The organism is Nocardiopsis sp. KDC1DS13DA1, assembly GCF_055632325.1.
In genome coordinates, this window is sequence record NZ_JBVMUY010000014.1 from 158,649 (window position 1) to 173,303 (window position 14,655).

General features: G+C 70.9%; 15 protein-coding genes. 7 read left to right on the forward strand and 8 right to left on the reverse strand.

Annotated elements, in window-relative coordinates; all coding sequences use genetic code 11:
- Window positions 1-5 precede the first annotated feature (5 nt).
- The 3 genes from ACTVAJ_RS08850 to ACTVAJ_RS08860 are packed head-to-tail and all read left to right on the forward strand — an operon-like array spanning window position 6 to window position 3,475.
- Window positions 6-1,061 (forward strand): NAD(P)H-dependent glycerol-3-phosphate dehydrogenase, encoded by a 1,056-nt coding sequence (locus ACTVAJ_RS08850; protein WP_470387875.1) that lies wholly within the window; start codon window positions 6-8, stop codon window positions 1,059-1,061.
- Window positions 1,062-1,072: 11 nt separating this feature from the next.
- Window positions 1,073-2,290 carry a trans-sulfuration enzyme family protein gene (locus ACTVAJ_RS08855; protein WP_470387587.1) on the forward strand — a complete coding sequence of 406 codons (1,218 nt, stop codon included), beginning with the start codon at window positions 1,073-1,075 and terminating at the stop codon, window positions 2,288-2,290.
- A 60-nt stretch (window positions 2,291-2,350) separates the two neighbouring features.
- Complete coding sequence (locus tag ACTVAJ_RS08860; RefSeq protein ID WP_470387588.1) at window positions 2,351-3,475, forward strand: D-alanine--D-alanine ligase family protein; 1,125 nt, start codon at window positions 2,351-2,353, stop codon at window positions 3,473-3,475.
- A 90-nt stretch (window positions 3,476-3,565) separates the two neighbouring features.
- On the opposite strand, the gene ACTVAJ_RS08865 is transcribed toward ACTVAJ_RS08860, so the two are convergent.
- The 5 genes from ACTVAJ_RS08865 to ACTVAJ_RS08885 all read right to left on the reverse strand — a co-directional run bounded on the left by ACTVAJ_RS08865 (window position 3,566) and on the right by ACTVAJ_RS08885 (window position 10,838).
- Window positions 3,566-4,414, reverse strand: coding sequence for an EI24 domain-containing protein (locus ACTVAJ_RS08865; protein ID WP_470387876.1), 849 nt, complete (start codon window positions 4,412-4,414; stop codon window positions 3,566-3,568).
- Between the two features lie 175 nt (window positions 4,415-4,589).
- A complete protein-coding gene (gene cydC / locus ACTVAJ_RS08870) occupies window positions 4,590-6,362 on the reverse strand; it encodes a thiol reductant ABC exporter subunit CydC (protein ID WP_470387589.1) in 1,773 nt (590 codons plus the stop codon).
- Window positions 6,359-8,110, reverse strand: a complete 1,752-nt coding sequence (gene cydD, locus ACTVAJ_RS08875; protein WP_470387590.1) for a thiol reductant ABC exporter subunit CydD — start codon at window positions 8,108-8,110, stop codon at window positions 6,359-6,361. The genes cydC and cydD overlap by 4 nt, the downstream gene beginning before the upstream one ends.
- Window positions 8,111-8,312: 202 nt before the next feature.
- The gene (cydB, locus tag ACTVAJ_RS08880; protein ID WP_470387591.1) at window positions 8,313-9,386 is read right to left on the reverse strand and encodes a cytochrome d ubiquinol oxidase subunit II; all 1,074 of its coding nucleotides are present in this window, start codon (window positions 9,384-9,386) and stop codon (window positions 8,313-8,315) included.
- Between the two features lie 12 nt (window positions 9,387-9,398).
- A complete protein-coding gene (locus ACTVAJ_RS08885) occupies window positions 9,399-10,838 on the reverse strand; it encodes a cytochrome ubiquinol oxidase subunit I (protein WP_470387592.1) in 1,440 nt (479 codons plus the stop codon).
- 193 nt (window positions 10,839-11,031) lie between these two features.
- Here ACTVAJ_RS08885 and ACTVAJ_RS08890 point away from each other — a divergent pair, with 193 nt between their 5' ends.
- Together ACTVAJ_RS08890 and ACTVAJ_RS08895 are read left to right on the forward strand one after the other, a co-directional pair.
- Window positions 11,032-11,322: a hypothetical protein gene (locus ACTVAJ_RS08890; RefSeq protein WP_470387593.1), complete on the forward strand. Its 291-nt coding sequence runs from the start codon at window positions 11,032-11,034 to the stop codon at window positions 11,320-11,322.
- A 2-nt stretch (window positions 11,323-11,324) separates the two neighbouring features.
- Entirely contained in the window at window positions 11,325-12,362 is a 1,038-nt protein-coding gene (locus ACTVAJ_RS08895) for a tyrosine-type recombinase/integrase (RefSeq protein WP_470387594.1), read from the forward strand.
- Window positions 12,363-12,418: 56 nt separating this feature from the next.
- Here ACTVAJ_RS08895 and ACTVAJ_RS08900 read toward each other — a convergent pair whose 3' ends face one another.
- From ACTVAJ_RS08900 to ACTVAJ_RS08910, 3 genes are all read right to left on the reverse strand, one after another.
- The gene (locus tag ACTVAJ_RS08900; protein WP_470387595.1) at window positions 12,419-12,769 is read right to left on the reverse strand and encodes a hypothetical protein; all 351 of its coding nucleotides are present in this window, start codon (window positions 12,767-12,769) and stop codon (window positions 12,419-12,421) included.
- A 28-nt stretch (window positions 12,770-12,797) separates the two neighbouring features.
- Window positions 12,798-13,184, reverse strand: coding sequence for a hypothetical protein (locus ACTVAJ_RS08905; RefSeq protein WP_470387596.1), 387 nt, complete (start codon window positions 13,182-13,184; stop codon window positions 12,798-12,800).
- 100 nt (window positions 13,185-13,284) lie between these two features.
- The gene (locus tag ACTVAJ_RS08910; RefSeq protein WP_470387597.1) at window positions 13,285-13,809 is read right to left on the reverse strand and encodes a hypothetical protein; all 525 of its coding nucleotides are present in this window, start codon (window positions 13,807-13,809) and stop codon (window positions 13,285-13,287) included.
- A 211-nt stretch (window positions 13,810-14,020) separates the two neighbouring features.
- On the opposite strand from ACTVAJ_RS08910, the gene ACTVAJ_RS08915 reads away from it, so the two are divergent.
- Together ACTVAJ_RS08915 and ACTVAJ_RS08920 are read left to right on the forward strand one after the other, a co-directional pair.
- On the forward strand, window positions 14,021-14,302 hold the full coding sequence (locus tag ACTVAJ_RS08915) for a helix-turn-helix domain-containing protein (RefSeq protein ID WP_470387598.1): 282 nt from the start codon (window positions 14,021-14,023) through the stop codon (window positions 14,300-14,302).
- A complete protein-coding gene (locus ACTVAJ_RS08920) occupies window positions 14,303-14,566 on the forward strand; it encodes a hypothetical protein (protein WP_470387599.1) in 264 nt (87 codons plus the stop codon). It begins immediately after the preceding gene.
- Window positions 14,567-14,655: the final 89 nt, after the last annotated feature.

Below are 14,655 nucleotides of genomic sequence, written 5' to 3' on the forward strand. Positions count from 1 at the left end.
GGCTGATGGGCAGCGACAACGTGAGGATCGCCGTGCTCGGCGCCGGTTCCTGGGGAACCGTGTTCGCCAACATCGTCGCGGACGCGGCGGACCGGGCACGGGGGGAGGGTCCGGACGCTCCGGCTGCGGAGGTCGTGCTGTGGGGGCGGCGTGCGTCGGTCGTGGACGCGATCAACGCGACCTCGCAGAACCCGGACTACTTCCCCGGGATCACGCTGAACCCCCGGCTGCGCGCGACCACCGACGTGACGGAGGCGGTCGCCGACGCGGACGTGGTGGTGCTCGCGGTTCCCTCGCAGACGCTGCGGGCCAACCTCGTCCAGTGGCGGGAGCACCTGCGTGAGGACGCGGTGATCGTCAGCCTGATGAAGGGCGTGGAGCTGGGCACGCAGCTGCGGGTCAGCCAGATCGTCGCCGAGGTCCTGGGGTACCCGGAGGAGCGGATCGCCGTGGTCTCGGGACCCAACCTGGCCCGGGAGATCGCCGAGCGCCAGCCCGCCACCGCCGTCGTGGCCTGCCCGCACGAGGAGACTGCCGTCTGGCTCCAAGGGCTGTTCAAGGCGCCGTACTTCCGCCCGTACACCAGCACCGACCTGGTCGGGGTGGAGATCGGCGGCGCGATGAAGAACGTCATCGGGCTCGCCGTGGGCGTCGCCGAGGGGATGGGTTTCGGGGACAACACCAAGGCCTCACTCATCACCCGGGGCCTGGCCGAGACGACACGGCTCGCCGTGACCCTCGGCGCCGACGAGCACACCCTGTCCGGCCTGGCCGGGTTGGGTGACCTTGTGGCGACATGCTCCTCTCCGCTGTCGCGCAACCGAACATTCGGTGAGAAACTGGGCGCGGGCAAGACCCTGGAACAGGTCGTCGCGGAGACCAGCCAGACGGCTGAGGGGGTCAAGTCCTCGGAGTCGATCCTCGAACTGGGCTGGCGGCACGGCGTCGACATGCCGATCACCGAGGCCGTCGTCAAGATGATGCACCACGACCTGAGCCCCGCCGAGGCGCTGGCCGCGTTCATGGCGCGCAGCGCCAAGCCCGAGCGTTACGGGGTCTGAGAGAGAGCAGTATGCCGCACCTACCCGCCCCGGGGCCCGACACGGAGTACACCCTGGCGCAGAACCTCCCGCACGCGCCGGTCCCGGCGGAGCGTCCGATGCGGATGCCCGTCCACCGGGCCACCACCTACGAGTTCCGCACCTCCAGGGAGTACGCCGACGTACTGGCCGGGACCAGGGAGGGCTACTCCTACGCGCGGCTCGACAGCCCGACGGTGGACGCCTTCGCCGAGGGGGTCGCCGTGCTGGAGGGTGCCGGCCTGCGTACGCCGGTGCGGGGGCAGGCGTTCGCGTCGGGCATGGCCGCGATCAGCACGGTGCTCATGGCGCTGACCGGGGCCGGGGCGCACGTCGTCGCCGCGCGGTCCATCTACGGCAACACGTACTCCCTGCTCGACGGGTTGCTGCGGCGGTTCGGCGTGCGGACGGACTTCGTGGACATCACCGACCTGGACGCGGTGCGGGCGGCGGTGCGGCCGGACACCCGGGTGGTGTTCACCGAGACGCTGTCCAACCCCACCATGGCGGTGTCCGACCTGCCCGCGCTGGCACGGATCGCGCGGGAGTCGGGCGCGGCCCTCGTCGTGGACTCCACCTTCGCCTCTCCCGTGGTCTGCCGGCCGCTGGAGCACGGGGCCGACGTCGTCGTGCACTCGGCGACCAAGTCCATCGGCGGGCACAGTGACGCCACGGGCGGCGTGGCGGTGGCCGCGCCCGAACTGGTCGACCGGATCCGCGCGGCCCGGGTCGACCTGGGGGCGTGCCTGGCCCCGGACGAGGCCTACCTGCTGCACCGGGGGCTGGAGACCCTGCCGCTGCGGGTCCAGCGGCAGTGCGAGTCCGCCGCCGCGTTCGCCGCCGCGCTGGAGGGCCACCCGAGGGTGGCGCGGGTCGACCACCCGTCCCTGGCCTCGCACCCCCAGGCGGAGCTGGCGGCCACACTGTTCGACGCCGGCAGGGGCGGCGGCGTCGTGACCGTGCACCACCGGGACGGCTGGGACGCCGGGATGGCCTTCGCCGACCGGCTCCAGCTCGGGACGGTGGCCGCCTCGCTGGGCGGGACGCACACACTGGTGGGGCACGTCGCCTCCACCACGCACCGCCAGATGAGCGAGACCGAACTCGCGGACGCGGGTATCTCACCCGGAGCGGTGCGGTTCTCCATCGGCCTGGAGGATCCCCAGGACCTCATCGACGACGCCCTCGCGGCGCTCGATGCGGACATCTGACATGAACGGGGCGTTTCCCCGGTTCCAGTTCCACCAAAAGGCGAGATAAGGTCAGGCAGCATGTCGTCCGAGCAGCGCAAGATTCGGGTCGCCGTCGTCTTCGGCGGTCGTAGTTCCGAGCATGAGATCTCCTGCGTCACCGCGGGCAGCGTCCTGTCCGTCGTCGACCACGACCGCTACGAGATCGTGCCGGTCGGCATCACCAAGGGCGGCAACTGGGTCCTGGCCCCGGCCGACCCGGAGCGGCTGCGGATCGACGCGCGGACCAAGGCGCTGCCGACCGTCGCCGAGGACGGAACCGACCTGGCCCTGCCGTTCGACGCCGCCGGTCAGCTGATGACCGTCGACCCCGAGCAGGGGGTGGAGCGCCTGGCCGGGGTGGACGTCGTCCTACCGCTCCTGCACGGGCCGTTCGGCGAGGACGGCACCATCCAGGGGCTGTTCGAGATGATGGGCGTGCGCTACGCGGGCGCCGGGGTGTTCTCCAGCGCGGCGGCCATGGACAAGGTGTTCATGAAGGCGATGCTCATCGGGAACGGCATCCCCACCAGTGACTACGTGGCGGTCACCGACCGGCAGTGGCGGGCCGAGCGCAAGAGGGTGCTCGACGACGTCGCCGCACTGGGCGGGACCGTCTTCGTCAAGCCCGCCCGGGCGGGCAGCAGCGTCGGCATCAGCAAGGTGGACGACGCCAAGGACGCCGACGCGGTGGTCGCCGCCGTCGAGGCCGCCCGGGAGCACGACCCCAAGGTGCTGGTGGAGGCCCAGGTCGTCGGCCGCGAGATCGAGTGCGGGGTGCTGGAGGCCGAGGACGGCGGGACCCCCGACGTCTCCCTTCCCGCCGAGGTGCACGTCGCGGACGGGTTCGACTTCTACGACTTCGAGGCCAAGTACCTGTCCACGAGCAGCCTGACCATCCCGGCGCGGATCCCGGAGGAGGCCACCGCCCGACTGCGCGGCATGGCGGCCGAGGTGTTCGAGGCGATGGGCTGCGAGGGTCTGGCGCGGGTCGACTTCTTCTACACCGAGGACGGCGAGATCCTCGTCAACGAACTGAACACCATGCCCGGGTTCACCCCGGCCTCGGCGTTTCCGCAGATGTGGGGGGCGACCGGCGTCGACTACGCCGCGCTCGTCGACCGGATGATCACCACCGCGCTGCGCCGGCGGCCCGGCCTGCGCTAGGGCGGACCGGATCGGGACCCTCGGGCACCCGTTGCGGGAGGCGGGATCCGACCGACCGCGGGACGGGCGGTCCCGCCCGCCCCGCGGCGGTCAGTGTCCGGCCGGGGGGCGTCCCTGACCGTACGGGGACCGCGGCGCTCCGTCGTGCGGGTGGGCTCCGGGGGTCCCCGGTCCGCCCGGGCCCGGCAGCCCCGGCCCGTGCGCGGCGACCGGGTTCCCGCCAGGGCCGTTCCAGCCCCGCCGCTCACCGGCCTCGAACAGGTCCCGGGCCAGGATCGTCCCGCCCGCCGTGGCCGCGGGGAACACCACGATCGCCACGAACGGGATCGCCAGCAGGAAGTACGTGGGAACGGCGTACCCGAGTACGCGCAGCCGCCGGGTGCCCATGTAGCGGCGGCGGTCCCGGACCAGGAGCATGCTCCTGCGGTCGAAGGCCCCGGCCAGGAGTTCGATGGCGAGCAGCCAACCACCGAGCACGGCCGCCAGGACCGCGCCGACGATCTGGCCGACCAGCGGGATGAAACCGATCCCGAACACGACCAGGGTGACCACCAGCGACACCAGGATGATCCCGAGCGACTGGCGGATCGCCCGGACGATGGACGCCATCAGCGGCTCGTCGTTGCCCTCGGGAGGGTTGCCCAACCGCTCCTCGACCAGCTCGCCGATCTTGTCGTAGATGGGCGCGCCCAGTGTCAGCGTCACGGTCGTGAACGTCACGACCATGACCAGGACGGCGCCGATCGCCATGGCGACGGAGACCGCGACGCGCAGGGTGCTCCGCCAGGTGGCGTCCCATCCCTCCGAGAACGGTGTCGCCCACGCCGCCAGGTCGGCGACGTTGACCAGGAGCGTCACGAACAGCGCCAGGAACACCAGCGAGGTGAACAGCGGGGGCAGGGCGCCCAGGAGGAACAGGCGCGGACTGCGCACCATCATGCCGAAGCCGCGTGCGAGAGTGCCCGCACCACCGAGGATTTCGCGAAGAGACTTAACCACGCACGAACCCTAGAGGATGGGTCCGCCGGTGTCAGACGCGCGGGTGACCGGGGCACCGGTCTTTGGCCTGCCGGGGGTATACCCGCGGAACCCCCGGAAGAGGACGTCGCCCCCGTCAGGCCCCGTCGTCGGTCACGTTCCGGAACCACCCCTCCTCCCGGGACAGTTCCGTGAACGTCCCGGACTGGATCACCCTCCCCTCACGCACCACGTAGATCCGGTCGACCCGCTCCAACCCCGTCAGGTCGTGGGTGATGAGCAGGGTCGAGTACCCCTCCGCGGCGTCCAGGAGGTCGTCGACCACCGCGTCCCGCGTGTCCGGATCCAGGTGTGCGGTCGGCTCGTCCAGGACCAGGACCCTCGGGTCCGCCAGCAGCGCGCGGGCCAGGGCCAGCCGCTGCACCATGCCCCCGCTCAACCCCAGACCGTGCGTGCCCACGCGGGTGTCCAGCCCCTCGGGCATCGCGGACACCTCGTCCGCGAGCCGGGCCCTGCGCAGCGCGGCCCACAGCTCGTCGTCCCGCGCGCCGGGCCGCGCCAGCCGCAGGTTCTCCCGCAGCGTCGACGCGAACACGTGCGGGTCCTGCGGTACGCCCGACACCACCGCGCGCACCTCGTCCGCCGGATAGGCGGTCACGTCCGTGCCCCCGAGCTCCACCCGGCCCGCGTCCGGGTCGCGGAACCGCAGCAGGACCGACGCCAGGGTGCTCTTCCCGGCGCCGCTCGGTCCGATCACCGCCACCGTCGCCCCGGCCGGGATGTCCAGGTCCACCCCGTCCAGCGCCCACGGCTGGTCCGGGCCGTACCGCACCCTCAGGTCCCGTACCCGCACCGTCGGATCACCCTCCGGATCCAGTCCGGTGCGGGTGGGCGGCGCGACGGCCGCAGGGGTGTCCAGTACGCCGAACAGCCGCGCCCCGCTCGCCCGGATCGCCCCCAGCCTGGCGGCCACCGCGGGCAGCGGGGCCACGATCTCGAACGCCGCCATCGTCGTCAGCACCAGCACCGCCAGGGACACCGCGTCCAGTGTGCCGCCCTCCACGGCGGCCACACCCAGCAGCAGCGCGGCCCACACGGTCAGGCCGGTGATCAGTGCGGTCGCCCCCGCCCCGAAGCCGAGGACCGCCGCGTCCCGCCGGGCCATCCGGGTGAGTTCCTCGTCGGCGGCGTTCACCCGGTCCACCTGCCGGTCCATCGCCCCGTAGGCCACCAGGTCCGGTGCGCCGTGCAGGGTGTCCACCAGCGCGGTCGACAGCTCGCCCCGCGCCCTGGCCTGCCGTCGGCCGGGGGCCCGGCCGAGCGCGGCGGCCGCGAGCGGCACCGCCAGTCCGGCCAGCAGCAGTCCCGCCGCGAGCAGTGCTCCTCCCGGTAGGTACACCGTGGTCAGGAAGAGCACCGTCGCGCCGCCGGTCACCACCGACACCAACGGCGGTGTCAGTCCGCGCACGAGCAGATCCAGCGTCGCCTCGGTGTCGTTGACCAGCCGCGACACCAGGTCACCCGACCGGAACCGGCCGAACGGCTCGGTGGCCGCGAGCCGTGCGTAGACCCGCACCCGCACCTCGGCCAACGTGCGGAAGGCCGCGTCGTGCGTGACCAGCCGCTCCAGGTACCGGGCCACGCCGCGACCGACCCCCAGCGCCCGTGTGGCCACCACGGCCACGCCCAGCGCCGTGATCGGCGGGTGGTCGGCTGCGGTGGCCAGCATCCACGCGGCCACACCCAGCAGGGCGACCCCGGCCCCGGTCGCGGCGGCACCGAGCAGCACCCCCAGGGCGAACCGCGCACCGCGCGGCCGGGCCAGGGCGATCATCCGGCGCAGCGGGTCCCGGCGGTCGGCGGGCCGGTCCGTTCCGCGCTCCGCGTCGGCCTTCGTGTCGGCACTCATCGCGTCACGCTCCGTTCCAGGCCCGTCAGCGGCAGGGACACCACACGCGGTGCGGTGCCCGGGTCGGCGCCGGCCCACCCGGTGTCGTGGGCGACGATCACGGCGGTCCGGCCCTCCAACAGCCGCGCGACCGCCGTGCGCACCGCCGCCGCGTTCTCCGGGTCCAGGTGTGCGGTGGGCTCGTCCAGCAGGACGAGCGGCGCGTCCCGGCACAGCGCCCGCGCGAGCGCGATCCGCTGGCGCTGTCCCGCCGACAGTCGCGCACCGCGTTCGCCCAGCCGGGTGTCGTAGCCCTCCGGCAGACCGGAGACGAAGGAGTCGATCTCCGCCCGACGCGCCGCCTCCCGCACCTGCTCCATGGACGCGTCGGGGGCACCGAGCCGGATGTTGTCGGCCACCGACACGTCGAACAGGTAGGGACGCTGGGGAACCCACGCGATCCCCCGTCGCCAGTCCTGCGCCGGCACCTCCGCCAGCGGTGTCCACCCCCCACCGGGCGCGCGCACGCTGATCCGCCCCTCGCCCGGCTCGTTCAGCCGCAGCAGCAGCGACAGCAGGGTGCTCTTGCCCGCCCCGCTGGGACCGGTGAGCAGGACGTGCTCTCCGGCGCGGATGTCCAGGTCCAGCTCCGACAGCGCGGGCAGGTCACGCCCGGGGTAGCGCACCCCGACGCCCTCGAACCGGATGTCCCCGGCGGCGGCCGGGGAGGGGCGACCGGTCGGTGGCGGCTGGGGCGGTCGCGCACCGGTGCCGGACGCCCGTCGTGCCGTGCCGCGGTCGAGTTCGGTGAACACCTGCTCGGCGGCGGCCACCCCCTCCATGCTCGCGTGGAAGCGGGCACCCACCTCCCGGAGCGGCAGGTAGGCCTCCGGGGCGAGGATCAGCACGAGCAGGGCGGTCTGGTAGTCCATGTGCCCGCCCAGCAGCCGCAGCCCGATCTCCACCGCCACCAGCGCCACCGCCAGGGTGGCCAGGAGTTCCAGCGCGAACGCCGACAGGAACGCGATCCGCAGGGTGCCCATGGTGGCCCGCCGGTGTTCCTCGCCCACCCGTCGGATGATCGCCGCCTGGGCCTTGGCGCGGCGGAACACGGCCAGGGTCGGCAGGCCCTCCACGACGTCGAGGAAGTGCCCGCCCAGCCGGCTCAGCAGCCGCCACTGCCGATCGGTGCGCGCCTGCGTGTGCATCCCGATCAACGCCATGAAGACCGGGATCAGCGGCAGCGTCACCAGGATGACGATCCCCGAGATCCAGTCGGCCCAGAACACCACGGCCAGAACCGCCAGCGGGACGATCGCGGCCAGGACGAGCTGGGGCAGGTACCGGGCGAAGTAGTCGTCGAGCGCGTCCAGGCCCCGGGTGGCGAGGGTGACCAGTTCACCCGCCCTGGGGGAGCCCGGTTCACCGTCGGCCCCCGGCTCGGCGGTCCACACCCGCCCCGATCCGGTCACGTGCGCGACCAGGCGTCGGCGCAGCTGCGACTTGGTGCGGGCGGCGCTGTGCAGCGCGGAGGTCTCCGCCGCGTACGACAGCAGTGCCCGGACCACGGCGGCCCCCGCGACCGCGGCGACCGCCCATCCCAGGGTGTCCATCCCGGCGCCGCCCGCCGCTCCGGTGATCACGTGGGCGAGGAGCCACGCCTGGAGCAGGATCAGTCCGGTGACGAGCACACCGCTGGCCACCGAGACGGCCAGATGGGTGCGGACCGCGCCGGCGGTCCGCACCAGGCGTGGGTCGAGCGGTTTCAACCAGGTCTCCTTGCCGGGAGTCGGTGCGCGGCCGGAGCGGCCGTCTTCGAGGGACCCTACTCACTCGGACGGCTCGGCGCCTCCCCTCCCGCCCGGCCTGTGGACAACTCCGGAGGAGGGCGCTCACCGCGGGTGCGCCGCGCGCGGAACGCCGGGCGATCCGTACGGGGCGATGCGTACGGGACGCTCCGCGCGCGGTGGTCTACGGGGCCGGGGTCGGCGCGGAGCCGGTCGCGCCGGCGGTCCCCTCCCCGGTGGTCTGCGCACCGGTGACCTGCGCACCGGTGACCTGCGCGCCCGTCACCCTCCTGCGGAACACCCAGTAACTCCATCCCTGGTAGAGGAGGACCAGCGGCAGGAACACCGCGGCCACCCAGGTCATCACGGTCAGCGTGTAGTCGCCCGAGGACGCGTTGGCCACGGTCAGGTGGAACGCCGGGTCGGTCGTCGAGGGGAGGACGTTCGGGAACAGCGACCCGAACAGCGTGGCGGACGCCGCCAGGACGGTCACGGCGGTCAGGGTGAAGGCCACGCCCTCACGCCCGGACCGGGCCGCGGCGACCCCGCCCGCCAGGGCGGCGACGGCCACGGCGACCACCGGCAGGGTCCAGGTCGCGCCGTGGGCCGCCTGGGTCCAGACCAGGAAGGCCGCTCCGGCGGGGACCGCGACGCAGGAGGCGGCCAGGGCGGCCCGCCGGGCGCGGACCCGGACCGGGCCGTCGGTCTTGAGGGTCAGGAACACCGCTCCGTGCAGGGTGAACAGTGACAGCGTGGTCACGCCGCCGAGCAGGCCGTAGGGGTTGAACAGGTCGAGGAGGCCGGCGGTGACGATGTGGTCGGAGTCCATGGCCACGCCCCGCACGACGTTGGCGAAGACCAGGCCCCACAGGAACGCGGGCGCGGTGCTCCCGAAGAAGATCGCCCGGTCCCACCAGGCCCGCCAGCTCGCGCTGTCCCGCTTGCCCCGGTACTCGAAGGCCACGCCCCGCAGGATCAGTGCGACCAGGATGGTGAGCAGCGGCAGGTAGAACCCGCTGAACAGCGACGCGTACCAGGCGGGGAAGGCGGCGAACATCGCACCGCCCGCCGTGAGCAGCCACACCTCGTTGGCGTCCCAGACCGGGCCGATCGCGTTGATCGCGACCCGGCGGTCGACGGAGTCGCGCCGACCCATGAGGGGCAGCAGGGTGCCCACCCCGAAGTCGAAACCCTCCAGGACGAAGTATCCGGTCCACAGGACCGCGATGGCGACGAACCAGACGACGGTCAGTTCCATGGTCCTCGGCTCCTAGTAGCTGAAGTGCGGGATGCGGGCCTCGTCCTCGTCGTCCTCCAGTGCGGGGACGAGGTGCGAGGGCCCGGCCTTGACGTACTTGACCAGCAGGCCGACCTCGACCACGAAGAGGACGCCGTACAGGGCGGTGAAGACGGCCAGGCTCGTGGCGACCGTCGCGAGGCTGACGCCGGGGGAGACACTGGCCGCGGTGAGCAGTTCACCGTGCACGGTCCAGGGCTGGCGGCCCATCTCCGTGAGCACCCAGCCGAGGATGTTCGCCGCCAGCGCGGCGGGCAGCGCGAGCATCCCCAGGAAGTAGAACCACGCCCCGGGCGAACGGTCGCCCCTGGTCAGGAACAGCCCGAGCGCGGCGACCGCGACCCCGGCCAGTCCGAGGCCGATCATCAGGCGGAACGACCAGTACACGACGAACACGTTGGGTGTGTAGTCGCCGGGGCCGTACGCCTCCTCGTAGGCCTCCTGGAGGTCGTTCATGCCGTGCACCTCGCCGTCGAACTCACCGGTGGCCAGGAAGCTGAGCACGTTGGGCACGGTCACGTCGATGGGGTTGTACCGGGCCTCGGTGTCGCCGACGGCGAAGGCGGAGAAGTCGGCGCCCTCCTCGGTGTCCCACAGGGCCTCGGCCGCGGCCAGCTTCATCGGCTCGTACTCGGCGGCGAGCTTGGCCTGGTGGTCTCCGGAGACGACCACGATCATCCCGGCCAGGAGCGTGAAGACCAGGCCGACCTTGAGCGTGCCGCGGAACAGGGCCCGGTCACCCTTGGGCGGGACCACGCCCTCGACCCCGGTGTCGTTGTGCCGGCTGTTGCGCCACAGCTTGTAGCAGCTGACGCACACGACGAACAGCCCGGCGGTGATGAACGCGGCCGACACGGTGTGCAGGTAGGTCGACCAGGCCTGGTCGTTGCTCAGGACGGCCCAGATGTCGGTGAGCCGGGCGCGGCCGGTCTCGGGGTCGACCTCGTAGCCGACCGGGCGGCGCATCCACGCGTTGGCCGCCAGGATGAAGTACGCCGACAGGTTGGTGCCGAGCGCCACCAGCCAGATGCACAGCAGGTGGACGGCGCGCGGCAGCCGGTGCCAGCCGAAGATCCACAGGCCGATGAAGGTGGACTCCAGGAAGAAGGCCAGCAGGGCCTCCATCGCCAGCGGGGCGCCGAAGACGTCCCCGACGAAGCGGGAGTACTCGCTCCAGTTCATGCCGAACTGGAACTCCTGCACGATCCCGGTGACCACGCCCATGGCGAAGTTGATGAGGAACAGCTTCCCGAAGAACTGGGCCGCCTGGAGGTACTCGTGCCGTCCGGTCCGGTACCAGAACGTCTGGAGCACGGCCACGATGAACGACAGGCCGATGGTCAGGGGTACGAACAGGAAGTGGTAGATCGTGGTGACCCCGAACTGCCACCTCGCGAGATCAAGAGCTTCCATACCCGCCTCTCAGATGCCGACTGGCCGTAGTACTACAAACTGTAGTGCAAAGTGGTTGGCGGGAAAACGTGACCCCCGTCTATGTCCTGACCTGCGGAAACAAAAGTCGGCACAAAGTGCCACCGATCGGTTAGCGTTCCTGGTTCGTACTATCCGGGCCAGTCGCTAACCCTCGAACCGCAGGAGTAGTGCGATGCATCACCAGCCCGCCCGAACCCTTGACGTCGAGCCGACGAACCCCGGGACCACCACCAACGACGGCATCCGCGACATGCTCGCGGCCGTCCTGGAGGCCATCGACCTCCCCAACCCGCGCACCGTCGACGACGAACAGGACCGCGACACGCTCCTGGCCGACCGTGTCCGCGCCCTCCTCCCCGAGCTGCGGACCTACCTCCACCACGTGGACCCGATCGACGGATGGTGCGCCGAGCAGATCCGCAGGCACACCGCCGCCCTCCCCGTCACGTACAGGACGCGATAACCGTGGCCACGAGGAACACGAGGAAGAAGACCAAGCCGCGCCGCAACGAGCTGGCCAAGCTCGTCCCCGCCTGGCGGCGCTACCTCAGGACCGCGCGCACGAGGGGAGGGAAGTCGTTCTCGGAGATCACCATGCGCAACTACCTCAGCAGCCTGACGAGCTTCGCCGCCTACCTCGACGCGCACGGGCTGGTCGACGACGAGTCCGGCGCGAGCGGCCCCATCACCTTGGCCGACATCACTACCGACGACCTGCAGATGTGGATCGACGGCATCGCCGACCGCACCAGCGGCAACAACGCCATATTCCACTGGCGGAACATGCGAGCGTTCTGGCGGTGGATCGTGGTGGAGGAGAAGGAGCTGCCCTCCACTGAGGACCCGATGGCGACCATGCCCCGCCCCCTCGGGGAGGAGGTCGACCGTACCCCCTTCTCCGACCGCGACATCAAGGCGATGCTCAAGGTGTGCTCCGGGGCATCCTTCGCCGACCGCAGGGACCACGCGATCATCCGGCTGTTCGACGACACCGGAGTCCGGGTCGGCGGGTTGACGGGGATGCTGTACGACCCCGACTACCCGCACCTGGACAACCAGCGCAAGAACGACGTCTTCCTGGACGAGCCGATCCCGCTGGTCAGGTTCCGGTTGAAGGGCGGCAAGCCGCACTTCGTCGACATCGGATCGAAGACCGCCGTGGCCCTGGACCGGTACCTGCGGGCTCGCGAGCGCCATGACCTGGCGCACTCGCCCTACCTGTGGCTGGGCCAGGACGCCAACGGTGAGCAGCTCCAGGTGCCAGGCGTGGAGCACATGATCCGGCGCCGCGCGAAAGAGGCGAACGTCAAGGGTCGGGCCTTCCCGCACCGGTTCCGGCGCACGACCGCCACCGTGTCGCTGGCCAGTGGGCTGTCGCCTGCCACCGTGCAGGCCCGCCTGGGCTGGGAGCGTACCGAGACGCTGCGCCTGTACATCTCTGCGTCCGCTAAGCAGCTCGCGTGGGAGGAATCCCAGCGGCACGCTGTGGGGGACCGGATCTGACCCTGTGCCAGCGAACGCCCCCACCCGCTCGGGTGGGGGCGTTCCATGTTGCTCGACTACCGGTAGGGGATCAGCAGGCCCGCGCACTCCAAGGTCCGGATCGCTCGGTCGTCCACTGGGGCATCCCCGTGCCCCCAGTAGCCGGTGCCGTCCTCGGGGACCTCATCCCATGAGCGGTATCCCCAGATGGCCAGGGTGAGATCGGCTGGTTCCCCAACCAGCTTGGACCTGTAGCCGCGGATGAGGCGGCCGAAGGTCGATCCGTCCCAGATCCGGATGAGGTAACCGGTGCTCGTGGGGTAGAGCCAGTAGCCCTCTTCGGGCGGGCGGCCGTCGTCCAAGAACATCGACAGGGTGGGGCCGTCTGTAGACGGCCGGTACAGGCGTCGACCAGGAAGGTCTGGCATCGGGAAGTTCGACATCGTCCCTCCCCTGTCAGGCCGTGGCGTAAGGGACGAGGAGTCCGGCGGTTTCCAGACAGCGGATGGCCCGGTAGTCGACCTCGGCTTCTCCAGGGCCCCAGAATCCGGTGCCGTCCTCAGGGATCTCGTCCCATGACCAGAGGCCGTACACCTTCAGGCAGAGGTCGTAGGGCTCACCGTAGGCGGCTCGCTTGCCGCCACGGGTGACGCGCTCCCAAGTGGCGTGCTCCCAGAACCGGATCAGGTATCCGGTGGGGGTCGTGTAGAGCCAGTAGCCCTCTTCGGGCGGGCGGCCGTCGTCGATGATGATCGACAGGGTGGGGTCTTCGGGGGTTGGTTGGTAGATGCGCTGTGGGCGGAAGTCGCCCGGCGCGCGGTTTCCACTGAACTCTGATGGCATTACACATCCCCTTTGACGTGTGCGTTTTGCCAGGTCGAGCGGGGATGATCATGGTAGGCCCAGTGTGTGACGAAATCCACATTTGGGCCTAACCACTTCTTTACTTGTCCGTAGGGTTGCTCTCCGCGTTGCGCTCGGCTCGCTGGCGGCCCTGTTCCTCCAGGAACGCCCGGCCCGCGTGCACCATCACACCGAGCATCTGGTGGGTGAGGCTGTCGCGTTCGTCGGACGCCAGTCCGTCTAGGCCCGGAACGGTTTCCAGGTCGAGGGGGATCATCATCTGTTGTGGTTGCCCGTCGGCTCCGCGCACGCTCAGCCAGAGCTGGAGACCTCCGTGAGGGGTGGAGGTCACATACGCCTGTGGTGCTTCCTCCTCCAGGGGCATCGGCCGGCCCCCGGCGAGGATGGAGTTGATCGACCCCGGGGCCCATCCCAGGGCGTGTTCCAGTGCCGTTCGGGTGGACATCTGGATTGGCGCACTGCCCTTGCGGACGCGCCGGACTGTCTCCGGATGGAGGTCGGCTGCTTCTGCGATGTCGATGAGTTGGAGGTTCTTCCTCTCGGCGCGCTCGTCGATGTACTTCTTCAGTGCGACTCGCTCAGGCGGCTGCGTGTCGGTGGCCATGCCGTCACACTACACGGCATGACCCCACTTGGATCCCCCTTCGGGCCCAATTGGACCCCAATCCTGTAGCTCGGTGCAGTCCGAAGGTCCTCCTCATCTCTGCATATTTCCAGTTCACGGCCGTATGGTTTGCGCGAGAGTCACGGTTACCTGTCCTTCGAGACACAAATAAGCGTGTCCTAAGTGGGGTCATGCGGGGTAAAGTGGGGTCATGAAGCAGCACCAGTCGCAGACGACCCGCCCGACCCGGCGCCGCAGTACGCGCCGCTTCGACCGGGACGCGTTCCGCGAACTGCTCGACGACAAGGGTTACAGCCTCGTCGACTTCGCCAAGGCGACCGGCATCTCCTACTCCGGTCTCCGCAAGATCGCTGTCGGCAGCCGCCAGCCCTCCCCGCACGTGTACCGCCTGATCCTCACCCACCTGCGCCTTGCCGAAGGAGCACTGCGGGTGAAGGACGAGAAGGCCGAGCAGCAGAGGGAGGCAGCGTAGATGGCCGCCAAGGATCCGGAGCGTCGCTCTGCCGCCGCCAAGATCGCGTCCCTGCACTCATGGGCGCGCACACCTGACAGGACCGCCCGCACCCGCAAAGCCCGCAGGGCCGCGTGGGACCGCTGGGAAACCGAGGTCGACCCCGACGGGGTGATGACCCCCGAGAACAGGCGCAAGGCCGCTGACGCTCGCCGACGCGCCCACTTCGTGAAGATGGGCCGCCGCTCCGCAGAGGCCCGCCGCGCCAAGAAGAACGCCGCCTGAGTGACCCGTGACCGTCTGACCCCGGTCATGTGAAAGCCCCCGCCCGCTGTCACCGGGCGAAGGGCTTCCTGTCTCAATCCCTCCTCCAG